This window comes from Glacieibacterium frigidum (assembly GCF_007097155.1).
Classification (GTDB): Bacteria; Pseudomonadota; Alphaproteobacteria; order Sphingomonadales; family Sphingomonadaceae; genus Glacieibacterium; species Glacieibacterium frigidum.
In genome coordinates, this window is the sequence record NZ_VJWA01000001.1 from 1,914,692 (window position 1) to 1,935,650 (window position 20,959).

Here is a 20,959-nt window from a genome sequence, read left to right on the forward strand (position 1 = left end):
TAGTTTCGGGTGCGGTGCGATGCGGGGGACGGGTTGAAGTCGATCGATCTGGGGCAGCGGGATTGGAGCGCGGCGCTCGTCGAGCCGCGCTTCGCCCCGCTCGTCGCGCGGCTGGAGGTCGAGGCCGCGGCAAATCCCGACCGCTACCGCCGGCGTGTCTTCGCGGCCGCGCTGCTCGGCTATGTCGTGCTGTTCGGGGTCGTCGCGCTGCTCCTCGGCGGCATCGTGGCGCTGATCGTCTTGGCCTTCGCGGCGGAGAGCGGCGGGGCAATCGCGGGGGCGGTAAAGATCGGCCTGGTCCTCGGTATTCCCGCGCTGATCATCCTGCGCGCCTTGTGGTTCCGCATCGATCCGCCGCTCGGAACGCCGATCACCGCCGACGACGCCCCGGCGCTGTTCGCCAGCATCGAGCATATCCGCGCGGCGACCGGCGGCCCGTCGCTCCACGCCGTGCTAATCACCGACGACTTCAATGCAGCGATCGTCCAGCAGCCGCGCTTCGGCATGTTCGGCGGGCATCGCAACTATCTGATGCTCGGCCTGCCGCTGCTCCAGGCGCTCGACACGCCAGCAGTCGAGGCGGTCATCGCGCACGAGTTCGGCCATCTCGCCAATGCCGACGGCAAGCTCGGCACGTGGATCTACCGCGTCCGCACGACCTGGGCGCGGCTGGCGCAGTCGCTCGACGGCGGCGCGGTGACGGCGGTGCTGCGTCGCTTCTTCAACTGGTACGGGCCGTGGTTCGGGGCGTGGAGCTTCGTGCTGGCGCGCCAGACCGAATATGCCGCCGACCGCGTCTCGGCGCTCGCCACCAGCCCGGCGACCGCGGCGCGTGCGCTGGTGACCGTCGCGGTCGAGGCCGATCGTTTCCAGTCGGAGCACTGGCGCGCGGTCATCGACGCCGCCGAGCGTCATGACCGGCCGCCGGCGATGCCCTATGCCGCAGCGCGCGGCTTCTTCGCGGCACCGTCGGCGGGCCGCGGCACGCCGCTGGCGCGCGCGCTGGCGGTGACGAGCGGACTGGAGGACACCCACCCCGCGCTGGCGCAGCGCCTTGTGGCACTCGGCGAGGCGTCGCACGAGCCGCTGCCTTGCGCGCGCTCGGCAGCCGAGGACCTGCTGCCCGATGGCGGCGCGGCGCTCGCCGCGGCGTTCGATGCCAATTGGTGGGCCGCCAACGAGGAAGCCTGGGCGGCGGCGCGCGAGGGCTTCGAAGCGAGCGTCGCGCGGCTTGCCGAACTCGACCTTGCCGCCGCCGACGGCAGTATCGCGCCGGCCGAACGCTTCGACCGTGCCGCGCTGACCGAGCGCGTGCGCGGCGGCGACGCGGCGATGCCGCTGTACGCCGCGCTCGTCACCGACCCGGGCAAGTCCGTCGATATCGGCCTGGCGCGCCGCGCGATCGTACGCCTGCGCCTCGACGGCGGGGACGAGGCGGCGCTCGCCGATCTCGAAGCCCTGCTGGCCGCGTCGGCGTCGGTCGACGAGACGGCAATGCTGATCGACCTGGCCAGCCAGTATTTCGCGGTCCATGCCCCCGCCGATCCGCGCCACGCGGCGTGGCAAGACCGCGCCGCCGCGACCGCCGCCAATGCCGCGGCGCGCTGGGCCGAACTCAACCGCATCGACGCCGCGACGGCGATCGAGCCGGCACTGGTCGACAACGGCCAGCGCGCCGCACTGGCAGAGATCGGCGCAAGCTGGCCCGAGATCGTGACGATCCACATCGCCAGCCGTACCCTGGCGGCCGGCCCGCCGAATACACAGCATGTGCTGGTCTACCGCGCGAGTTCGACGATGAGCGGCGAACGCAACGCGAATTTCCTCGACGCCGTGCTCGCCGTCCTGTCGCAGGGTGCACCGGCGATCGCACTGCAGTCGACGTCGGCGGCGCGCTGGCTCGACAAGAAGATGCGCGCGGGCGAGCTGGTCTACGACCGCCGCCGCGGAGCTTATCGTCCCGCCATCGCCCAATAGCGGCGCTTGCCCTCGGCGCACTGCTCGACCGCCTGAGCGAGGCGCCGGGCGCGGGTGGCGGGCTGCTTCGCCTCGACGATCCACTCGCTGTATTCGCGCTGCGCGCTCGGCGGGAAGCCGTCGAACGCCGCCGCGGCCGCAGGCACCGCGTCGAGGGCGGCACGCAGGTCGTCGGGGACGGGCAGCGGGGCCTTCGGCGTGCTGACACGCTTGGTCTTCGCGCCGCCCTCGACGAGCGCCACCGCAGTGCGGACCATCGCTGCCAGCTCAGCCTCGGGCGGCAGGTCGTCGATGTTCGTCAGCTTGCCGAACTGGCCCATCGCCGACGGGTTGGCGGGCGCGTCTGCCGCCTCGCGCCGCCAGAAGCCGAAGGCGGCGTGCGCCTTGAACGCCGCCATGTTGGCGATCGGCTGGCCGTGCGCGATGAAGAAGGGCATCGACCATTTGATATCTTCGCCGATGTCGGGGTCGGCGCGGTGCAGGACGGCACGGATGTGCGTCAGGATCGGCTGCGCGAACGGGGGTGCCTTCGCGATATAGGCATCGATCCGGGCGTCTTGCGGCATGATCGTCTCCCCGCTTCAGTGTCCGTCGCGGGTGACGCGCTGTCAATCGACGCACCCGAACCTGAACAATGGCGAACGAACGCGTTCAGAAACATGTCAGCACCCGCCAAGTAATGACCCCTGGTGAAGTGCAGCGAGCCGCCCGGCGATGGGCGAACCGGAACTGCACCTGTCATGGCGCTTTGGGCGTCTCGCACGATCAAATCAGGGATATCGCATAATGAACAAGTTGTTTCTCACCGCGGGGCTGCTCGCCTCGCTCTCGGTGCCGGCAATCGCGACGGCGCAGGTTACCTGCGAGCAGGCGCGGACCAACCGCACCGTCGGCACCGTCGCGGGTGCGGGCATCGGTGCGGTGCTGGGCAGCGTCATCGCGGGCCGCGGCGACAAGACCGAAGGCGCGATCATCGGCGGCCTCGTCGGCGGAATCGGCGGCAACCAGGTGTCGAAGTCGCGCCAGGGCTGCGAGAACGCCTATGGCTTCTACGATCGCCAGGGCAACTGGCGCGCCAGCAACGTCCCGGCGAGTGCCGCGACGGGCTATTACGACCGCGAGGGCCAGTGGGTCGATGGCGCGCCGCGCGGCGCGTACGACAGCCAGGGCCGCTGGGTCGCGTCGAACGTCGACGCCAGCCGCGCTGGCTATCGCGACTCCAACGGCCATTGGGTGCCGGCATCGGCGAACGGCTATTACGACTCCAGCAACCGCTACCAGCAGGGCGTCTCGGCGGGCTATTGGGACAACGGCCGCTGGGTCGCCGGCCGCACGAGCGGCAGCTACGACTCGCGCGGGCGCTGGATCCCGGGCCGCTCGTCGGCGCGCCAGGATGCGCAGGGCAACTGGGTCTATGATCCGCAGCCGGGCTATTACGACAATGGCCGCTGGATCGCGGGCACCACGCGCGGCTACTACGACACGCGCGGCACGTGGATCTCGGTCGATGGCTATGCGGGCAACACCGGCTACGGCAACGACCGCGGCAATGACCGGGGCAACTATGCCGGAAACGACCGGGGCAACGACGGCCCGCGCGACGTGCGCAGCCGCATCGAGCGCCTCGACGAGCGCATCTCGCGCGGCGAGACTGACCGCACGCTGACCCGCCGCGAGGCTGCAAACGCCCGCGCCGAGCTGGCGTCGATCACGCGCTACGACCGTTCCCTGCGCAACCGCCGTGGCGACCTGTCGCCGCGCAACGAGGCGCTGGTCTCGCAGCGGCTCGACCGCCTGCGCGACACGCTCCGCGAGGCGCGTCAGGACGCCCGCTCGGGGTACTGAGACTGAAGCGGGGGAGCGGGCGACCGCTCCCCTTTTTCACGCCGCCAGCGCATCCTCGGGGATCGCGTACAGCGCGCTCGCACCCCGCGTCACCGGGCCGAGCAGCGCGGTCGCCGACGGCAGTATCTGCTCGGCGAAGAAGCGCGCGGTGGCGATCTTTGCCTTGAGGAACGCCGGGTCGCCCTCGCCCGCCGCCAGCCGCGCCTGCGCCGCCACCGCCTGCCGCGCCAGCAGCCACCCGCCCAAAGTTACGCCGAACATGCGCAAATACGGCGCCGCCCCCGCCCCCGCGTCGTCGGGCGCCGCGCCGCGCAGCCACGCGGTCGCGCTTTCCAGCGCACCGAGCGCGTCGTCGAGATACGGCCCCATCACCGCCAGCTCGCCCTGCGGTAGCGACCGCACGAAGTCGCGGATGTCGGCGAACAGCGGCTGCCACGCCCCCTGCCCCAGCTTGCGCCCGACGAGATCCATCGCCTGGATGCCGTTGGTGCCTTCGTAGATCGTCGCGATGCGCGCGTCGCGCAGGTGCTGCGCGGCGCCGGTCTCCTCGACATAGCCCATGCCGCCGAAGACCTGGATCGCGAGGCTCGACAGCTCGACCCCCAAGTCGGTCGCCCAGCCCTTGGTGATCGGGGTCAGCAGGTCGGCGAGGCCCTGCGCCTCGACATCCCCGCCCGCGTGCGCGCGGTCGACCGCGGCAGCGTTCAGATAGGTCAGCGCGCGCGCCGCCTCGGTCGAGCTTTTCAGCGTCATCAGCATGCGGCGCACGTCCGCGTACTCGACGATGCGCTTGCCGCCGCCCTGCACGCGCTCGCGAGCGAAGTGCATCGCGCCCTGCGTCGCCCGCTCGGCGATCGCAACGCCCTGCAGCCCGACGTTGACGCGCGCGTGGTTCATCATCGTGAACATCGCGCGCATGCCGGCGCCTTCGGCGCCGACCAGATAGCCGACGCAATTACCCTGCTCGCCGAACGCCATGGTGCACGTCGGCGAGGCGTGGATGCCCAGCTTGTGCTCGATTCCGACGCAGCGAAGGTCGTTCCGCGAGCCATCTGGCAGGAACTTCGGGCACAGGAACAGGCTGATGCCCTTGGTCCCGGGCGGCGCGTCGGGCAAGCGTGCGAGCACCAGGTGGACGATGTTCGGCGCGACGTCGTGCTCGCCCCAAGTGATGTAGATCTTGGTGCCCGCGATCCGGTAGCTGCCGTCGGCATGCGGCTCGGCGCGGGTGCGCAGCGCGCCGACATCGCTGCCCGCCTGCGGTTCGGTCAGGTTCATCGTTCCCGTCCATTCGCCGCTGACGAGCTTTGTCAGATACGTCTCCTGCAGCGCGGGCGAGGCATGCGCCTGGAGCGCCTCGATCGCCCCCTGGCTCAGCATCATGCACAGGCTGAACGCCATGTTGGCGCTGGTCAGCTGCTCCTGCACCGCGCTCGCCAGCACGAACGGCAGGCCCTGCCCGCCGTGCGCCGGATGCGCGCCGAGCGAGGCCCAGCCGCCCTCGACATACAGCTTGTAAGCATCGGCGAAGCCTGCGGGCAGGCGAACCTCGTCACCCTCGCGTACCGCGCCCTGCGTATCGCCGATGCGGTTGAGCGGGGCGAAAACCTGTCCGGACAATTTGCCCGCTTCCTCGAGGATCGCGTCGACCATGTCGGGCGTCGCCGCCTCGAACCCCGGCAGTGCGCTGAGCCCTGCGATGTCGGCGATGGTATCGAGGACGAAGCGCTGCTCGGCGATCGGTGCGGTGTACATGCGCGGGCCTTTGGACGGACGGTTGCGGGGCCGCTATAGCCCGCGACGATGGACCGGCCAAACGGCGACATGACGACGCTCACCCTGCCCGCGGACGCCGCCGGCATCGCCCGGGCGACCGCGCTGCTCAAGGCGGGCGAGGTCGTCGCCCTGCCGAGCGAGACGGTCTACGGGCTGGCCGGCCGCGCCGCCGACCCAGCAGCCGTGGCACGCATCTTCGAAGCCAAGGGCCGCCCGTCGTTCAACCCGCTGATCGTCCATGTCGCCGACCGTGCCCAGGCCGCGAAACTCGTCCACATCGGGCCGGTGGCGGACAAGCTGATCGAGCGTTTCTGGCCCGGCGCGCTGACCTTGGTCCTGCCCTATCGCCTGGGTGCAAGGCTCGCGCCGCGGGTGCGGGCCGGGCTACAGACGGTGGCGATCCGCTGCCCCGCGCACCCCGTCTTGCAAGCGGTGATCGCGGGGACGGGGCCGCTCGCCGCACCATCGGCGAACGCCAGCGGCGGCCTGAGTCCGACCCGCGCCGCCCATGTCGCTGCCTCGCTCGACGGGCGCATCCCGCTGATCCTCGACGCTGGCGCATGCCCGGCGGGGGTCGAGAGTACCATCGTCGCGGTCGACGGGGAGCACATCAGCCTGCTCCGCCCCGGCGCGATCGACGCTGCGCGGCTGGGCATCAACGCCGCAGCGAGCACCGGCATCAGCGCACCGGGGCAGATGGACAGCCACTACGCCCCGCGCCAGCCCGTCCGCCTCGACGCGCGTACCGCGACCCTCAACGAATATCACATCGGCTTCGGCGCGGTGCGCGGCGACATCACCTTGTCGGCCAGCGGCGACGTCGACGAGGCCGCCGCGCGCCTGTTCGACCTGCTCCACGCCGCGCAGGCAAGCGGCCGCAGCAGCATCGCCGTCGCCCCGATCCCCGAACGCGGGCTGGGTGTGGCGATCAACGACCGGTTGCGACGGGCGGCGGCGGAGCGGACCCATTGATGCCGAGGGCAAGTGGACGTCGGGGCGTGCTGAAGCTTGGGGCCGCCATTGTCGTTTTGGTCGCGCTTGCGATCGGCGTTTACGGGGGCATCGGATATCTCGATGCGCTCGACGATGCACCGGCGCTGAAGAAGCGTGCCGCCGGCTTGATCGCTGCGCGACGCGGTCCCGCCGACCTTACGCCGCGCAAACTCGATCAGCTTATCCGCGTCGAGGATCCAAGCTTCTGGCAACACAACGGGATCGATGTAACGAGCAGCGGCGCCGGGATCACGACCCTGACCCAGTCGCTGGCCAAGCGGACGGCTTTCACCCGCTTTCGGCCGAGGATCGGAAAGATTCGCCAGACGACGTATGCGCTGGGTCTCGAGCGCCGCCTCACGAAGGTCGAGATCCTCGCACTCGGGCTCGACACTGCGCAAATGGGGCGCGGCCCGAAGGGATGGATGCAGGGCGTGTTCACCGCCAGCGAGCAGGTGTTCGGCAAGCGGCCCGCCGACCTGAGCGATCGCCAGTGGCTGCGTCTGGTCGCGGTGCTGATCGCGCCCGGTACCTTCAGGCTGTCGGCGCCCGACGCGCGGCTCGACGAGCGCGTCGCCCGTATCGAAAAATTGCTCGACGGGCGCTGCCGTCCGCGAAGCAACGGCGATGTCTGGCTCGACGGCTGCGTCTGACGACCGATCGTCGAAGCCTATTGCAATTAATTCTCAAAAGCGCATTCTGCCGGCATCAGCTTGCGGAGTGCGCATCATGTTCGTCGATTTCGACACGCCCTTCCCGTCCGCGCCGCGCGGGCTTCGCTGGACCGACCTGCCCGACGACGAGGCGCTGCTGCTCTGGTCGCTGCGCCGCATGGTGATCGCCTGGCCGCGCTGTCACGCGGTACACGCGGCCCTTCACCAGCGCTTCGGCGAGGACGCGCTGGGAGTCGAGCATCTGCTGCGTTGCTGGCTGACGGGCATCGCGCGCCACGCCGCGCGGCCTTTGCAGCTGGGCGATCCGGCGTGCGCGCTGATCCTGCCCGACGAGGGCGTGCTGCTCTACGCGTTGAGCCAGGCCGACGACGAGGCTGCGCTGGCTGGCATGTGCGGCTCGGGGGCGGCGTCGCTGCTCCCCCTGACCGCGGCCCTCGCGGCGCTTACTTGCGCTTGAACGCCGCCTCGCCGCGCTGCTGGATCGGCGTCTTGGGCAGCGTCGCGAGCGTCAGGTAACCCCGCGCGTCGGGGTCGAGCAGGGTGAAGCGGCGGTCGGCGGCGGCGCTCATCTCCTGCGGCGTGACGCGGCGGTTGAGATCGGTGTCGACCGAAATCACCGGCTGCGGCGAGTTGATCAGGCCGTAGCGTCCCGCCCCGCGCGGCAGTTCCGGCAGCTTGCGCGCCGCGGGCGTCGAGCCGTCGCCGCCATCGGGGCCGGGTCCGGACGCGAAGCCGCCCCTGAAGCCGCCGCTGCCGCCGAAGCCGACGCGCACCTCGGGCACCAGCTCCTCCTCGTAGCGCGTGATCTCGCGCGCATCGACGATGCCGTCGCCGTTCTGGTCGAGCGTCGGGAAGTAGCTCATCGCGTCCTTGCGGAACTCGCCGCGCGTCAGCTTCCCGTCATGATCGGCATCCGCCCGCGCGAACCAGGCCGCCACCGGATAGGGCTCGCCCGCGACCCCGCGAAACGGCTCCCCCGAAGGCGCGATGAACAGCGGGCCGAGCCGGGCGGCGGCGGGCGGCGGCATCGGGGCACCGGGTGGCGGCGGCGCGGGCTGGGCCAACACCGCGAACGGCAGCAGGAGGAGCGGAACGGCAAGCGCGGCACGGATCGACATGGCCGTAAGTCTAGGCCCCCCGCCTGCCGCGGCAAAGCGATTCCGACCGGCTTGCACGCGCGCGCTTTGCGTCGCACGACGGGCCGATGATGCAGGCGTTGGTTGCGGGAGGATGGGGGCTGCTCGCCGGGTCGGCGCTGCTGCTCGGCGCGGCCGTCGGCTGGTTCACCAAGTTGCCGCAGCGCGTCGTGGCGGGCGTCATGGCCTTCGGCAGCGGCGTGCTGATCTCCGCCCTGTCGTTCGAGCTGATGGACGAGGCGGAGGCGCACGGCGGGCTGGCCGCCACGGCGCTGGGCTTCGTCGTCGGCGCGGCGCTGTTCACGGGCGCCAACCTGTTGATCGCATGGCGCGGCGGCAAGCATCGCAAGCACGCCGACGGCCGCGCCAAGGACGGCGGCAACCCGACCGCACTGGCGATCGGCGCGCTGCTCGACGGCATCCCCGAATCGATCGTCGTGGGCGTCAGCCTGCTCGGCGGCGGCGGCGTCAGCCTGGTCGCGGTCGCGGCGGTGTTCCTGTCGAACATCCCCGAAGGGCTATCGAGCGCCGCGGGGATGAAGGCGGCGGGCCGCAGCTTCACGCACGTCGCGCTGTTGTGGGGCGGCATCGCGCTCGCGTCGGGCGTGTCGGCAATGGTCGGCTATCTCGCCTTCGACAATGCCCCGCCCGAGACGATCGCCTTCGTCCAGGCGCTCGCAGCCGGCGCGATCCTCGCGATGATCATCGACACCATGGCGCCCGAGGCTTTCGAGGGCGCGCACAATGCCGCGGGCTTCATCGCGGTGGCGGGCTTTCTCGCGGCGTTCGCGCTTTCGAAGGCGGCCTAGGTGTAGCCCAGCTGCCGGCCCGCGAGGTCGAGCATGATCTCCTCGCTGCCGCCGCCGATCGCGTTGACGCGGACCTCGCGATAGATGCGCTCGATCTTCGAGCCCGTGATGTACGACGCACCGCCGAGCACCTGCGCCGCCTCGCGCGCGACGGCCTCCAGCATGCGCGTCGCCTGGACCTTGAGCATCGCATAGTCGGCCGGCCGCCCCCGCCCCTCGCGCGACTGCCACGCGCACAGGTCGACCCACGCCTGCGTCGCCTCGATCTGGCGCTCGCAGTCGGCCAGCTTGATGCGGATCGACTGGTGCTGCGCGAGCCGCTTGCCGAAGGTCTCGCGCGTCGTCGCCCACGCCACGGCTTCCGCCAGGGCAACGCGGGCGTGCGCGCAGCAGCCCATCGCCATGCCCAGCCGCTCGCCGTTGAAGTTGCGCATGATGCCGGCAAAGCCGCCGTTCTCGGGCCCGATCAGGTTCTCGGGCGGCACCTCGACATCGTCGAAGTGGATCGTCGCGGTGTCGGAGCAGCGCCATCCCATCTTGTCGAGGCGTGTCCGCGACACCCCGGGCCGGTCGGTCTCGACCAGCATCAGCGAGATGCCCGCCATGCCCGGCCCGCCGGTGCGCACCGCGACGGTCAGATAATCGGCGCGCATGCCGCTGGTGATGAACTGCTTCTGCCCGCTGACGACGTACTTGTTGCCGACCAGCGTCGCCCTGGTCTTGAGCTGCGCGACGTCGGAGCCGCCCGACGGCTCGGTGATCGCCAGCGCGATGATCTTGTCGCCCGCCAGCACCTCCGGCGCGATGCGGCGCTTCATCTCGTCCGACCCCAGCGCGAGGATCGGCGGCAGCCCGATGCCGTGCGTCATCAGCGACGCGGTCAGCCCTCCCGCCCCCGGCGCCGCCAGCTCCTCCGACTGGGTCAGCGAGTGGAAGATGTCGAAACCTTCGCTGTGCCCGCCGTATTCCTCCGGGTAGCCGAGCCCCAGGATGCCCGCCGCGGCGGCCTTGCGGTGCAGCTCGCGCGGCAGTTCGCCCTCGGCCTCCCAGCGGTCGATATGCGGCGCGACCTCGGCGGCGACAAACCTCCGCACCGACTGCGCGACCGCCTCGTGCGTCTCGTCATAATACGGGCTGCGCGCGCGCCAATCGTCGAATGCGGTCATATTCTAGGTCTCGCAAGGATTAGAAAAGCTGAAGATGCTCAAGAGGCAAGCCGTTGATCTCGAGCCATTCGTTCCACGAATCGATAGACTCGCGGAGCTCCTCGAACCAAGCGGCATCGCCCGTGCCGACCCGTAGCGTGGCAGCCTGATCCGCTGAATGATCCGCTTTCGGCATGCCGCTTCTTCTTGCCACCCCGTCATGCCGGCGAAGGCCGGAACCCAGTTGCATTACGCGCGCGAAGGTTGGAGTTTGCAAGGCAGCTGGGTTCCGGCCTTCGCCGGAATGACGATCTTGGGGGGTCTACCGCCGCATGAAACGGACGCTCGCTGCCGCCCTCGCCCTCATCGCCACCCCCCTCGCCGCCGCTCCGGCCAAGTTCGAGCCTGCCGACCTGTACCGACTGTCGATGGTCACCGATCCCAAGGTCGCGCCCGACGGTGAGCGGATCCTGTTCACGCGCGCCAGCTTCGACATCCAGACCGACAGCCGGCAGGGCGAGATCTGGCTCGCCACGCTGGGCGGCAAGACCCTCGACAAGCGGCTGCTGATCGGTGCGGCGGCGCGCGCCAGTCGGGTCGAGTGGTCGCCCGACGGCAGCGCGATCGCTTATATCGCGCCGTGGCTCGGCAAGCCGCAGCTATGGGTGATGAAGCTCAGCGACGGGGTCGGGCGCGTCGTGACGACGGGCAAGAACGGCCCCGGCGGCTTCGCATGGTCGCCCGACGGCAGCCGCATCGCCTTTGTCGCACGCGTCGAGGCACCCCCGCGCAGGATTGCCGGCATGCCTGACAAGCCCGAGGGCGCGACCTGGGCGGCGGCGCCGAAGCTGATCACCGACTTCAGCTACCGTTCCGACAGCAGCGGCTATGCGACCGCGGGCGCCGACCAGCTGTTCGTCGTCCCGGCCGCAGGCGGCGCGGCGACGCAGCTGACCAAGGGCGACTTCGACCAAGTCGGCGACGACGCCGTCGCCTGGACCAAAGACAGCGCCAGCATCCTGTTCTCGGCGATGCATGACGCCGACCGCGACCTGCGGGCGCGCGAGAGCGACCTGTTCAGCGTGCCTGCTGCAGGCGGCGCGGTGACCCAGCTGACCCGCACGCGGGGCAGCGAATCGAACCCCAAGGTATCGCCCGACGGGCGCAGCATCGCATTCACCGGCGCGCTCGATACGCCGACCTTCTATGCGCAGGACGATGTGTGGGTGATGCCCGCCGGCGGCGGCGAGGCGCGCAACCTGACGCGCAGCCTCGACCGGCCGATCATCTCGTACAGCTGGTCGGGGGACGGGCGCGGCGTGCACGCGCTGTACAACGACCGCGGCGTGACCCGCGTCGCGTTCGTGCCGCTGGATGGCGGCAAGCCGCGCGTGGTGGTGAACGAGGTCGGCGGCACGCGCCTCTACCTGCCATCATCGGGCGGCTCGTTCAGCGAGGCGGCGGGTACCTTCGCCTACCCGACGCTCGAGGCCGACCGGCCCGCGGGTCTCGGCATCACGCGGGGTGGGAAGCAGGTTGCGGGCGTCGACTTCAACACCGCTTGGCGGGCCGGCAAGTCGATCGGCAAGCTTGAGCGCATCGCCTACAAGTCCTCCGACGGGCTCGACATCGAGGGCTGGGTGCAGTTTCCTCCCGACTTCGACCCCGCGAAGGCCGACTTCCGCACGCCGATCGCGCAGACCGAGGCGTACTATGGGGCGCTCAAGCTACGCGGCGTCGACACGATGATGGTGCGCCTGCCCGAGGCGGGCCACTCGATGGGGCGGCCGAGCCAGTGGCTCCAGTCGATCCTGACGGTGGTCGAGTGGTACGACAAGTACAAGGTGAAGTAGGGCGCCTAACCCTCCCCTTCAGGGGAGGGTCGGAGAGACGCCGCGAAGCGGCGGACCCGCGGTGGGGATGTGCGGGCGGGAAGGCCCCACCCGCGGGCCGCGCCTGCGGCGCGTCTCTCCCACCCTCCCCTGAAGGGGGGGGTTTGGGCTTAGGCCGCCGCCTTCAATCGGCTCGCATACCCCTTGCGAAACTTCGCCAGCTTCGGCCCGACCACCACCGCGCAATAGCCGTTCGACGACCCGTTGTTCTTGTAATAATCCTGATGATACTGCTCGGCGCGGTACCACGTGCTCAACGGCTCGATCGTCGTGACGATCGGCGCGTCCCAGTCGGCCTGGTTGCGCTCGATCGCGGCCTTCGCCTCCGCCTCCTGCTCGGGCGTCGGGAAGATCGCGCTGCGATACTGCGTGCCGGTGTCGGCACCTTGGCGGTTGAGCGTCGTCGGGTCGTGAGTGTGGAAGAAGATGTCGAGCAGGTCGCCATAGCTCAGCACGGCGGGGTCGTAAGTGATGCGCACCGCCTCGGCATGGCCGGTCGTGCCGCTGCACACCGACTGATAGTCGGGGTCGATCATGCGCCCGCCGATATAGCCCGATTCGACGCTCTCGACGCCCTTCAGCTCGGCAAACACCGCCTCGGTGCACCAGAAGCAGCCCCCGGCGATCGTCGCAGTGTCCAGCGCCATTTTGCGTTCTCCTTAAGCAAGGCTATGCAGATAGGCATTCGCGGCGTGATTGGAAGGCGGGCCCGGCGCGGATGCGGGGGTCGGTGTGAGTCTGTTCAGCGACATACAAAGCTTCGTGACGACAGTGCGCGGCGCCGCCGACCTCGACGCGGTCGAAGCATGCCTGTCGGACGCGACGCGGCGGCTCGACTTCGACTATTTCGGCATGGTGCAGCGCGTTTCGGCACGGCTGTCGGTATCGCCGGTGCAGCTGTCGGACTTTCCCGAAGACTGGCGCAACCTGCTGGCGACCGAGGATTATTACGTCCACGACCCCGTGCTGGTGGCGTGCGAGAAATCGGTCGCGCCCTTCTCGTGGGACGACCTGCCCGACCTCATCACGATGACACGCCAGCACCATGATTACATGGCGACCGCCGGCCGTATGGGGCTGCGCCGCGGCTACACCATCCCGATCCACGTCCCCGGCGAGGCGTCGGGCCTGTGCTCGTTCGTCACCGCCGGCGACCGCGAACTGCCGGCGCAGTCGCTGCCCGCCGCGCAGTATCTCGCGTGCTTCGCCTTCGAGGCGGCGCGGCGTCTCGTCGTGTCGCGCGCCGAGGCGAACGGCGTCCCACGCCTGACGCAGCGCCAGCTCGACTGCGTCGTCCTCGTCGCCCAGGGCAAGTCGAACTGGGTCGCCGGCCAGCTCCTCGGACTGTCGCCGCAGACGGTTCACAAATACCTGGAGAGCGCCAAGACGCGCTACGGCGTGTCGAGCCGCACCGAACTGGTGGTCCGGGCGCTCTACGACGGGCAGCTGAGCTTCAACGACGTCCTCAATTAGTCACTCCGCCGCCACCGCCAGCACCGGCTCCCGCCACGTCAGCACGGGCTTGCGCGCCGCCGCGGTCTCGTCGAGCCGGCGCCGCGGACTGAGGTAGGGCGCAGCGCGATAGGCGTCGGGGTCCGCGAGCATCCGCCGCGCAAGCGACCGCAGCGCGCCGATCAGCTCGTCCATCGACGCCTTGCTCTCGGTCTCGGTCGGCTCGACGAGCATCGCGCCGTGGACGACGAGCGGGAAGTACATCGTCATCGGGTGGAAGCCCTCGTCGATCATCGCCTTGGCGAGGTCGATCGTCGAAAGCCCTGTGCCGTCGAGGAAATCGTCCGAGAACAGCGCCTCGTGCATGCACGGTCCGCTGTCGGCGAAGGATGCGGTGAACACGTCCTTCAATGACGCTAGCACGTAGTTGGCGTTGAGCACCGCGTCCTCGGCGACCTGCCGCAGCCCGTCGTTGCCGTGACTGAGGATATAGCTGAGCGCGCGCACGAACATACCCATCTGGCCGTGGAAGGCGACCATGCGCCCGAAGCTCTGATTATGGTCGGCGGAGGCCAGCGCCTCGCGCTCCTCGATCAGCGCATATTTGTCGCCCTGCTTGAGCACGAAGGGCAGCGGCGCGAACGGCGCGAGCGCCGCCGAGAACACCACCGGGCCCGACCCCGGCCCGCCGCCGCCGTGCGGGGTGGAGAAGGTCTTGTGCAGGTTGATGTGCATCGCATCGATGCCGAGGTCGCCCGGCCGCACGCGTCCGACGATCGCGTTGAAGTTGGCACCGTCGCAATAGACGAAGGCCCCCGCCGCGTGCACCGCCTCGCCGATCGCGATCATGTCGGGTTCGAACAGCCCGCAGGTGTTGGGGTTGGTGATCATCACCGCCGCGACGTCCGGACCCAGCCGCGCCTTGAGCGCCGCCAGATCGACCCGCCCGCGCGCGTCGGCGGGGATGTTCTCGACCGCATAGCCGCAGAAGGCGGCGGTGGCGGGATTGGTGCCGTGCGCGCTTTCGGGGACCAGCACGACCTTGCGGCTGTCACCGCGCGCTTCCAACGCGGCGCGGATCGCGAGCATGCCGCACAGCTCGCCGTGCGCGCCGGCCTTGGGCGACATCGCGACTTCGGGCATGCCGGTCAGCATCTTGAGCCAGTGCGCCAGCGTGTCGATCAGTTCGAGCGCGCCCTGCACGCTGTCGACCGGCTGCAGCGGATGGATGTCGGCGAACCCCGGCAGGCGCGCCATTTTCTCGTTGAGGCGCGGGTTGTGCTTCATCGTGCAACTGCCGAGCGGGAAGATGCCCAGGTCGATGCCGTAATTCTGGCGGCTGAGGCGCGTGTAGTGACGCACCATGTCGGGCTCGGACAGGCCCGGCAGGTCGATCGGGCGATGCCGCTCTAGCCCGCCGAGGCGCGACTTGACCTCCGGCACGTCGGGCAGGTCGACGCCGCAGCGGTCGACTGCGCCTTTTTCGAACAGCAACGGCTCCTCGAGCATCAGTCCGCGGTTGCCCGTCCAGGTCTGGACGCCGCCCTGCCCGCCCTCGGGCGTCGTCTTGCGCGCGTGTCCCATCATGCCAGCACCTCGTCGAGAGCGTCTTCGTAAGCGTCCATGTCGCCGTCGGTGACGGTCTCGGTGACCGCCACGATCAGCCCGCGTTCGAGGTCGCGCACCCCCGGAAACAGCCGGTTGAGCGACACGCCCGCGAGCACGCCGCGCTCCGCCAGCTTGCGCACCACGGGCCGCGCCTCCTGCGGCAGCGAGATCGTGAATTCGTTGAAGAAGGTCTGGCTGACCAGCTCGACCCCCGGCACGCGCGCCAGTCGCTCGGCCATCTGCACCGCGCGCGCATGGTTGAGCGCCGCAAGCTTGCGCAGGCCGACCTCGCCCAGCAGCGTCAGGTGCGCGGTGAACGCGAGCGCGCAAAGCCCTGAATTGGTGCAGATATTGCTCGTCGCCTTCTCGCGGCGGATATGCTGCTCGCGCGTACTGAGGGTCAGCACGAAGCCGCGCCGCCCGTCGGCATCGACCGTCTCGCCGCACAGGCGGCCAGGGGCTTGGCGCACGTGCTTCTCACGGCACGCGAACAGGCCGAGGTAAGGCCCGCCATAGTTGAGGCCGTTGCCGATCGACTGGCCTTCGCCGACCACGATGTCGGCGCCCATCTCGCCCGGCGACTTGAGCGCGCCGAACGACACGGCCTCGGTGACCACGACGATCAGCAGCGCGCCGGCGGCATGGCAAGCCTCGGCGAGCGGCGTCAGGTCGGCGACGTGCCCGAACAGGCTGGGGTTCTGGACGACGACGCAGCTCGTCTCCTTGTCGACGCTCTCCGCGAGCTCCACGAGATAATCGTCCGAGGTCAGGTCGGGGGTGCGCGTCACGATCTCGTCGTCGGTGAAGCGCGTCAGCGTCCGCAGCACGGCGACATAGTGCGGGTGGACGCCGCTGCTGATCAGCGCCTTGGTGCGCCGCGTGATGCGCCGCGCCATGAACACCGCCTCGGTCATCGCGGTCGAGCCGTCGTACATCGACGCGTTGGCGACCTCCATGCCGGTCAACCGCGCGACCTGCGTCTGGAATTCGAACAGGACCTGCAGCGTGCCTTGCGCGATCTCGGGCTGGTACGGCGTGTAGCTCGTCAGGAACTCGCCGCGCTGGATGATGTGATCGACGCTGGCGGGCACGTGATGCTTGTACGCGCCGCACCCGAGGAAGAAGGGCGTTGCGCCGGCATGCAGGTTCTTCGCCGCCATCTTCGACAGCGCGCGCTCGACCTCGAGCTCGCCCATGTGCGGCGTCAGCCCGTGGATCGGCCCGTCGAGGCGCGCGGCCTCGGGCACGTCGGCGAACAGCGCGTCGATATCGGGGGCGCCGATGACGCGCAGCATGTCGGCGCGGTCAGCGGGGGTGAGGGGGAGGTAGCGCATGGGTCAGGACACCTCAGGAAAATGCGCGTCATGCTGGCGCACGCCAGCACCCACGGAGGAGCGCGCTGGCAGATGGGTGCTGGCGTTCGCCAGCATGACGGGGAAAGGAAGGCGGCGGCTCACAACGGCTTCCGCGCGCTGAACCGCAGGCGGACATAATCGGCGATCCAGCTACCGTCGTCGTCGGCCAGCACCGGGCGCAGCAGTGCGCGCGTGTCCTCGATGACCTGGCCGCGCTGGTTCGCGGGCACGCCGGCCGAGTCGATGAAGCCGCCGCGGAAGGTCTGGAGCCAGGCGCTGATGCCGGTCGGCAGCGGCGTCGGGCGGTGGATCAGGTCGCAGCTGGCGACCTCGAAACCCTGCGCCTCGAGCACCGCGCGATAGGCGTCGGCGGTCGGGTAATAGCTGGTCTCATCGTCGGGAACGCGGAAGCCCCGCGCCTTCAAGACGCTGCGAATGCCGACGCGGATCGCGGCGATGTTGCCGAAGCCGCCGAACTCGCCGACGAACCGCCCGCCGGGCTTGAGTGCGCGCCAGACACCGTCGACGACAGGCTGCGGCGCCCCCATCCAGTGCAGCGCGGCGTTCGAGAACACCGCGTCGAACTCGCCGTCGAACGCCAGCGCGCGGCCGTCGCCGACGTGCGCGTCGAGGCCCTTATCGACCGCGCTCGCAATCATCGCGGCGTCGGCGTCGACCCCCACCACCTCGGCCCCCGCCTCGACCAGCCTGACCGTCAGCACGCCGTCGCCGCAGCCGAGATCGAGGATCCGCTCACCCTGCTTCGGCGCGAGCAGGTCGAGCACGGCATTGCCCAGCGCGGGCACGAAGCTCGCGTGCTGGGCGTAGGTGGCGGGGTCCCAGGCGTGGCTCACAGGGTCGCCACGAAAGCCTTGTACGCATCCTCGTCCATCAGCCCGTCGAGTTCGGACGCATCGCTCAGCGTCAGCTTGAAGAACCAGCCGCCGGTCTCGGCGCCCGTGTTGACCAGCGCAGGGTCCGCCTCGAGGTCGGCGTTGACCTCGATGACCGTGCCGCCGACGGGGGCATAGACGTCGGACGCCGCCTTGACCGATTCGACCACTGCGGCATCGCCGCCCTTGGTCAGCACGCGGCCCGGCGCCGGCAGGTCGACGAACACGACATCGCCGAGCATCTCCTGCGCGTAACTCGTGATCCCGCACGTGCCGGTGTCACCCTCGACGTCGACCCACTCGTGTTCCTTGGTGAAATAGCGCGTCATCGCGGGGCTCCTTCGCGGACATAGGATTTGGGGAAAAACGGCATCGGCACGACCGTCGCGTCGAGGATGCGGCCGCGCACGTCGATACCGAGCGCGGTGCCGTCAGCGACGTGGGCGGCATCGACCATCGCCATCGCGATCGGCGCGCCCAGCGCGGGGCCGAAGCCGCCGCTGGTAACGGTGCCGACGACGCCCTCGGCCGCGACCACCGACGCACCCTCGCGCGCCGGCAGGCGGCCCTCGACCTTCAGACCGACGCGGCACTTCGGCGCGCCGTTGAGCAGCTGATCGAGCACGTGCGTGGCGCCGGGAAAGCCGCCCTCGACCTTGCGGCGCTTCGAGATCGCGAAGGCCAGCCCCGCCTCGACCGGCGTGATCGCGGGCGTCAGGTCGTGGCCGTAGAGCGGCAGCCCCGCCTCCAGCCGCAGCGAATCGCGCGCGCCGAGCCCGATCGGGCGCACTTCGGCGTGCGTCAGCAGCGCGCGCGCCACCGGCTCGACGGCGTCGTTGGGTACCGAAATCTCGAAGCCATCCTCGCCGGTATAGCCCGACCGGCTGATCCACGCCGGCACGCCGAGCAGCGCGAACGCCCCGCCGCGCATGAAGCTCAGCGATCCGACCCCCGGCGCGAGCCGTTCGAGCACCGCGACCGCCAGCGGCCCCTGCAGCGCCAGCAGCGCCCAGTCGTCGCGATACTGCGGGTTCAGTCCCGCGGCACGGAACACGGAGATATCATCGTGCTTCGTCGCGCCGTTGACGACCATGTACAGGTCGTCCTCGCGCCGCGTCACCATCAGGTCGTCGAGAATGCCGCCGTTGTCGTTCAGCAGCATCGAATAGCGCAGCACGCCGGCCTTCAGCCCGGTGATGTCGCCCGGCAGCAGGGTCTCGAGCGCGACATCGTCGGCGCTGGCGAAGACGAGCTGGCCCATGTGGCTGACGTCGAACAGGCCCGCCTGCGTCCGCGTCCAGTTATGTTCGGCGATGATGCCCTCGAACTGGATCGGCATCGCATAGCCCGCGAACGACACCATGCGGCCGCCGAGTTCGCGGTGCAGGCTGTCGAGGGGAAGGGCGAGGTCCATGCGCGAGTCCGTGACAGAGCGCGACGAAACCCGCCGCCCGCACCCCCGTCTGTCACTTGCACCTGAGAGCTTTGCCCCTTCGGTGGGACGGCACCCGCGAAGGCCCGTCCGCTTTCCAGATTGCCGCTGATGCGCCCGCCCGGTCCCTGGTGCCTGAGAGTTTGCCGGGGGCGGCTTGCTCCTTCGGCGGCGACGGTCTCGGCCCCCGCTCTCTCCCGCACGCGCGCCGGGTTGCCCCGACGACGTCTCAGGTTTTGCGGCGGTGCAGCGTAAGAGTCAACGCGTCACTTGGTGACGTTGTACGCCAGTGCGGCCTCGTCGAGCTGGAAGCCGACCAGCACCTCGAAGCTCGCGGCGCGGACGGCGGCGCGGACCTCGGGGTCGGACAGCGGATCGGTCGCGGCGTCGAGGTCGCCGGGCTTGCGCTCGCGGCTGATGCGCTCCTGGACCGCCGGCGGCAGCAGCACCGCCGAGCGCGCGACGCGCGTGCGGGCACCGCCTGCCACCTCGGCACGCTGCTGGCCGGCGGCGAAGCTGACCGTCACCGAGCTCAGCTGCTTCGACACCAGCAGGTTGCCGCCCTGCACGACGCTGGCGAACACCGGCAGCGTCACCTGCCGTGCTGCGGTCGCATCGATGCGGCGCGCGACGACGACGTAATTGACCTGCGTCTCGATCGAGTCCGTGCCCTCCGTGCAGGTGCCGCGTACGTCGGTGATCGTGGCGACGACGTCGACCCCGGCGGCGTTGCGGTCGGTATCGCCGGCGGCGAACAGCGTCGTGTCGCCGGCATAGGCGGGCACCGCGACCGCCGGGCAGAGCGAGCGCTTCACCAGCAACGGATTATTCTGACACCCCGCCAGCGCGAGGGCGGCGAGACCGAGGACGACGAGCGGACGCGTGGACAAGGGGCGGACCTTTTTCGCCGGAGACTTCGCCGCCGTCATAGGTCGCCATGCCGCGCGCGACAAGCAATGGCGCTCGCGCGCATCTGGCAATGGCGCTCGTCCGCAATCCGCACTATCACGCGCCCATGTCCGTCACCGCGCTCCCGCTGCCCCCGCTCAAGGTTCTCGTTGCCGCCCCGCGCGGCTTTTGTGCCGGCGTCGACCGCGCCATCATGATCGTCGAGCGCGCCATCGAACGCTTCGGCGCGCCGGTCTATGTGCGGCACGAGATCGTCCACAATCGCTTCGTCGTCGACACGCTGAAGGCCAAGGGCGCGATCTTCGTCGAGGAATTGGACGAAGTGCCCGACGGCGTCCCCGTGGTGTTCTCGGCGCACGGCGTGCCCAAGGTCGTGCCCGCCGCGGCCGAGGCGCGCGGCCTCAACTGGCTCGACGCGACCTGCCCGCTGGTCTCGAAGGTCCACCGCCAGGCCGAGCGCCTCGTCGCGCAGAACCAGCACATCCTGTTCATCGGCCACGCCGGCCACCCGGAGGTCATCGGCACCTTCGGCCAGGTGCCGCCCGGCACGATCACGCTGGTCGAGACGATGGAGGAGGCGCGCACAGTCCGCGTCTCCGACGCCGCCAACGTCGGCTTCCTGACGCAGACCACCCTGTCGGTCGACGACACCGCCGAGATCGTCGCCGAACTGCGCCGGCGCTTCCCCTCGATCGTCGGGCCGAAGGGCGAGGACATCTGCTACGCCACCTCGAACCGCCAGGCCGCGGTCAAGGCGATCGCGCACGCCTGCGATCTGATGCTCGTCATCGGCGCGCCCAACTCGTCGAATTCGCAGCGCCTGCGCGAACTGGGCGAGCGCGAGGGCCGGGCGGCGTATCTGGTGCAGCGCGCCGCCGACATCGACTGGGCCTGGTTCGAGGGCGTTCGCACGCTGGGCCTCACCGCCGGCGCTTCGGCACCCGAGGTACTGGTGCAGGAGGTACTCGCCCGCCTCGCCGTGCGTTTCACGCTGAGCGTCGAGGAGATCACGACAGCGGTCGAGGACGTCGTGTTCAAGCTGCCCCGCTCGCTGACGGCCTAA

21 protein-coding genes and 2 riboswitches are annotated in these 20,959 nt (G+C 70.0%); of the genes, 9 read left to right on the forward strand and 12 right to left on the reverse strand.

Annotation, left to right across the window (positions count from 1 at the left end; all coding sequences use genetic code 11):
• Positions 1 to 33 precede the first annotated feature (33 nt).
• Positions 34 to 1,977, forward strand: coding sequence for a M48 family metallopeptidase (locus FMM06_RS09330; RefSeq protein ID WP_144236968.1), 1,944 nt, complete (start codon positions 34 to 36; stop codon positions 1,975 to 1,977).
• Here the strand turns inward: FMM06_RS09330 and FMM06_RS09335 are convergent.
• On the reverse strand, positions 1,953 to 2,543 hold the full coding sequence (locus FMM06_RS09335) for a YdeI/OmpD-associated family protein (protein WP_144236969.1): 591 nt from the start codon (positions 2,541 to 2,543) through the stop codon (positions 1,953 to 1,955). The two genes, FMM06_RS09330 and FMM06_RS09335, sit on opposite strands and share 25 nt — an antisense overlap.
• A gap of 220 nt (positions 2,544 to 2,763) precedes the next feature.
• On the opposite strand from FMM06_RS09335, the gene FMM06_RS09340 reads away from it, so the two are divergent.
• A complete protein-coding gene (locus FMM06_RS09340) occupies positions 2,764 to 3,822 on the forward strand; it encodes a glycine zipper 2TM domain-containing protein (RefSeq protein ID WP_185965116.1) in 1,059 nt (352 codons plus the stop codon).
• 36 nt (positions 3,823 to 3,858) lie between these two features.
• Here FMM06_RS09340 and FMM06_RS09345 read toward each other — a convergent pair whose 3' ends face one another.
• Positions 3,859 to 5,577 (reverse strand): acyl-CoA dehydrogenase, encoded by a 1,719-nt coding sequence (locus FMM06_RS09345; protein WP_144236971.1) that lies wholly within the window; start codon positions 5,575 to 5,577, stop codon positions 3,859 to 3,861.
• A 48-nt stretch (positions 5,578 to 5,625) separates the two neighbouring features.
• Between FMM06_RS09345 and FMM06_RS09350 the strand changes: the two genes are divergently transcribed.
• The 3 genes from FMM06_RS09350 (at position 5,626) to FMM06_RS09360 (ending at position 7,722) form a co-directional block, all read left to right on the forward strand.
• Positions 5,626 to 6,570: an L-threonylcarbamoyladenylate synthase gene (locus FMM06_RS09350; RefSeq protein ID WP_235889190.1), complete on the forward strand. Its 945-nt coding sequence runs from the start codon at positions 5,626 to 5,628 to the stop codon at positions 6,568 to 6,570.
• Between the two features lie 26 nt (positions 6,571 to 6,596).
• Positions 6,597 to 7,244, forward strand: coding sequence for a transglycosylase domain-containing protein (locus FMM06_RS09355; protein ID WP_235889191.1), 648 nt, complete (start codon positions 6,597 to 6,599; stop codon positions 7,242 to 7,244).
• A 76-nt stretch (positions 7,245 to 7,320) separates the two neighbouring features.
• The gene (locus tag FMM06_RS09360; protein WP_144236972.1) at positions 7,321 to 7,722 is read left to right on the forward strand and encodes a hypothetical protein; all 402 of its coding nucleotides are present in this window, start codon (positions 7,321 to 7,323) and stop codon (positions 7,720 to 7,722) included.
• Here the strand turns inward: FMM06_RS09360 and FMM06_RS09365 are convergent.
• Positions 7,709 to 8,383: an EF-hand domain-containing protein gene (locus tag FMM06_RS09365; RefSeq protein ID WP_144236973.1), complete on the reverse strand. Its 675-nt coding sequence runs from the start codon at positions 8,381 to 8,383 to the stop codon at positions 7,709 to 7,711. The genes FMM06_RS09360 and FMM06_RS09365 overlap by 14 nt on opposite strands.
• 86 nt (positions 8,384 to 8,469) lie before the next feature.
• Here FMM06_RS09365 and FMM06_RS09370 point away from each other — a divergent pair, with 86 nt between their 5' ends.
• Complete coding sequence (locus FMM06_RS09370; RefSeq protein WP_144236974.1) at positions 8,470 to 9,210, forward strand: ZIP family metal transporter; 741 nt, start codon at positions 8,470 to 8,472, stop codon at positions 9,208 to 9,210.
• Here the strand turns inward: FMM06_RS09370 and FMM06_RS09375 are convergent.
• Both FMM06_RS09375 and FMM06_RS16800 read right to left on the reverse strand, forming a co-directional pair.
• Positions 9,207 to 10,376, reverse strand: coding sequence for an acyl-CoA dehydrogenase family protein (locus tag FMM06_RS09375; protein ID WP_144236975.1), 1,170 nt, complete (start codon positions 10,374 to 10,376; stop codon positions 9,207 to 9,209). The genes FMM06_RS09370 and FMM06_RS09375 overlap by 4 nt on opposite strands.
• 19 nt (positions 10,377 to 10,395) lie before the next feature.
• On the reverse strand, positions 10,396 to 10,551 hold the full coding sequence (locus FMM06_RS16800; protein ID WP_185965117.1) for a type II toxin-antitoxin system CcdA family antitoxin: 156 nt from the start codon (positions 10,549 to 10,551) through the stop codon (positions 10,396 to 10,398).
• A gap of 136 nt (positions 10,552 to 10,687) precedes the next feature.
• Between FMM06_RS16800 and FMM06_RS09380 the strand changes: the two genes are divergently transcribed.
• Positions 10,688 to 12,208, forward strand: a complete 1,521-nt coding sequence (locus FMM06_RS09380) for a prolyl oligopeptidase family serine peptidase (RefSeq protein ID WP_144236976.1) — start codon at positions 10,688 to 10,690, stop codon at positions 12,206 to 12,208.
• 149 nt (positions 12,209 to 12,357) lie between these two features.
• Here the strand turns inward: FMM06_RS09380 and msrA are convergent, their stop codons facing one another.
• A complete protein-coding gene (gene msrA / locus FMM06_RS09385) occupies positions 12,358 to 12,894 on the reverse strand; it encodes a peptide-methionine (S)-S-oxide reductase MsrA (protein ID WP_144236977.1) in 537 nt (178 codons plus the stop codon).
• 85 nt (positions 12,895 to 12,979) lie between these two features.
• On the opposite strand from msrA, the gene FMM06_RS09390 reads away from it, so the two are divergent.
• Positions 12,980 to 13,720 (forward strand): helix-turn-helix transcriptional regulator, encoded by a 741-nt coding sequence (locus FMM06_RS09390; protein ID WP_185965118.1) that lies wholly within the window; start codon positions 12,980 to 12,982, stop codon positions 13,718 to 13,720.
• On the opposite strand, the gene gcvPB is transcribed toward FMM06_RS09390, so the two are convergent.
• From gcvPB to FMM06_RS09420, 6 genes are all read right to left on the reverse strand, one after another.
• On the reverse strand, positions 13,721 to 15,286 hold the full coding sequence (gcvPB, locus tag FMM06_RS09395; protein ID WP_144236979.1) for an aminomethyl-transferring glycine dehydrogenase subunit GcvPB: 1,566 nt from the start codon (positions 15,284 to 15,286) through the stop codon (positions 13,721 to 13,723).
• Complete coding sequence (gcvPA, locus tag FMM06_RS09400; RefSeq protein WP_144236980.1) at positions 15,283 to 16,641, reverse strand: aminomethyl-transferring glycine dehydrogenase subunit GcvPA; 1,359 nt, start codon at positions 16,639 to 16,641, stop codon at positions 15,283 to 15,285. The genes gcvPB and gcvPA overlap by 4 nt, the downstream gene beginning before the upstream one ends.
• Positions 16,642 to 16,760: 119 nt before the next feature.
• Complete coding sequence (locus tag FMM06_RS09405; protein ID WP_144236981.1) at positions 16,761 to 17,516, reverse strand: class I SAM-dependent methyltransferase; 756 nt, start codon at positions 17,514 to 17,516, stop codon at positions 16,761 to 16,763.
• Complete coding sequence (gene gcvH / locus FMM06_RS09410) at positions 17,513 to 17,884, reverse strand: glycine cleavage system protein GcvH (RefSeq protein WP_144236982.1); 372 nt, start codon at positions 17,882 to 17,884, stop codon at positions 17,513 to 17,515. Before gcvH ends, FMM06_RS09405 begins: the two co-directional genes overlap by 4 nt.
• Positions 17,881 to 18,969: a glycine cleavage system aminomethyltransferase GcvT gene (gene gcvT, locus FMM06_RS09415; RefSeq protein WP_144236983.1), complete on the reverse strand. Its 1,089-nt coding sequence runs from the start codon at positions 18,967 to 18,969 to the stop codon at positions 17,881 to 17,883. Before gcvT ends, gcvH begins: the two co-directional genes overlap by 4 nt.
• 39 nt (positions 18,970 to 19,008) lie before the next feature.
• Positions 19,009 to 19,098, reverse strand: a riboswitch (glycine riboswitch).
• A gap of 11 nt (positions 19,099 to 19,109) precedes the next feature.
• A riboswitch (glycine riboswitch) is annotated at positions 19,110 to 19,187 on the reverse strand.
• 66 nt (positions 19,188 to 19,253) lie between these two features.
• Positions 19,254 to 19,877 (reverse strand): hypothetical protein, encoded by a 624-nt coding sequence (locus FMM06_RS09420; RefSeq protein ID WP_144236984.1) that lies wholly within the window; start codon positions 19,875 to 19,877, stop codon positions 19,254 to 19,256.
• Positions 19,878 to 20,002: 125 nt separating this feature from the next.
• Here FMM06_RS09420 and ispH point away from each other — a divergent pair, with 125 nt between their 5' ends.
• The gene (ispH, locus tag FMM06_RS09425; RefSeq protein WP_144236985.1) at positions 20,003 to 20,959 is read left to right on the forward strand and encodes a 4-hydroxy-3-methylbut-2-enyl diphosphate reductase; all 957 of its coding nucleotides are present in this window, start codon (positions 20,003 to 20,005) and stop codon (positions 20,957 to 20,959) included.

Bases quoted from the DNA above. Each gene is read 5' to 3' on its own strand.
- FMM06_RS09335 (WP_144236969.1), bottom strand. From the start codon at position 2,543: ATGCCGCAAGACGCCCGGATCGATGCCTATATCGCGAAGGCACCCCCG.
- msrA (WP_144236977.1), bottom strand. From the start codon at position 12,894: ATGGCGCTGGACACTGCGACGATCGCCGGGGGCTGCTTCTGGTGCACC.
- gcvH (WP_144236982.1), bottom strand. From the start codon at position 17,884: ATGACGCGCTATTTCACCAAGGAACACGAGTGGGTCGACGTCGAGGGT.
- gcvPA (WP_144236980.1), bottom strand. From the start codon at position 16,641: ATGCGCTACCTCCCCCTCACCCCCGCTGACCGCGCCGACATGCTGCGC.
- FMM06_RS09350 (WP_235889190.1), top strand. From the start codon at position 5,626: ATGGACCGGCCAAACGGCGACATGACGACGCTCACCCTGCCCGCGGAC.
- FMM06_RS09380 (WP_144236976.1), top strand. From the start codon at position 10,688: ATGAAACGGACGCTCGCTGCCGCCCTCGCCCTCATCGCCACCCCCCTC.
- ispH (WP_144236985.1), top strand. From the start codon at position 20,003: ATGTCCGTCACCGCGCTCCCGCTGCCCCCGCTCAAGGTTCTCGTTGCC.
- FMM06_RS09345 (WP_144236971.1), bottom strand. From the start codon at position 5,577: ATGTACACCGCACCGATCGCCGAGCAGCGCTTCGTCCTCGATACCATC.
- gcvT (WP_144236983.1), bottom strand. From the start codon at position 18,969: ATGGACCTCGCCCTTCCCCTCGACAGCCTGCACCGCGAACTCGGCGGC.
- FMM06_RS09375 (WP_144236975.1), bottom strand. From the start codon at position 10,376: ATGACCGCATTCGACGATTGGCGCGCGCGCAGCCCGTATTATGACGAG.
- FMM06_RS09360 (WP_144236972.1), top strand. From the start codon at position 7,321: ATGTTCGTCGATTTCGACACGCCCTTCCCGTCCGCGCCGCGCGGGCTT.
- FMM06_RS16800 (WP_185965117.1), bottom strand. From the start codon at position 10,551: ATGCCGAAAGCGGATCATTCAGCGGATCAGGCTGCCACGCTACGGGTC.
- FMM06_RS09340 (WP_185965116.1), top strand. From the start codon at position 2,764: ATGAACAAGTTGTTTCTCACCGCGGGGCTGCTCGCCTCGCTCTCGGTG.
- FMM06_RS09365 (WP_144236973.1), bottom strand. From the start codon at position 8,383: ATGTCGATCCGTGCCGCGCTTGCCGTTCCGCTCCTCCTGCTGCCGTTC.
- FMM06_RS09370 (WP_144236974.1), top strand. From the start codon at position 8,470: ATGATGCAGGCGTTGGTTGCGGGAGGATGGGGGCTGCTCGCCGGGTCG.
- gcvPB (WP_144236979.1), bottom strand. From the start codon at position 15,286: ATGATGGGACACGCGCGCAAGACGACGCCCGAGGGCGGGCAGGGCGGC.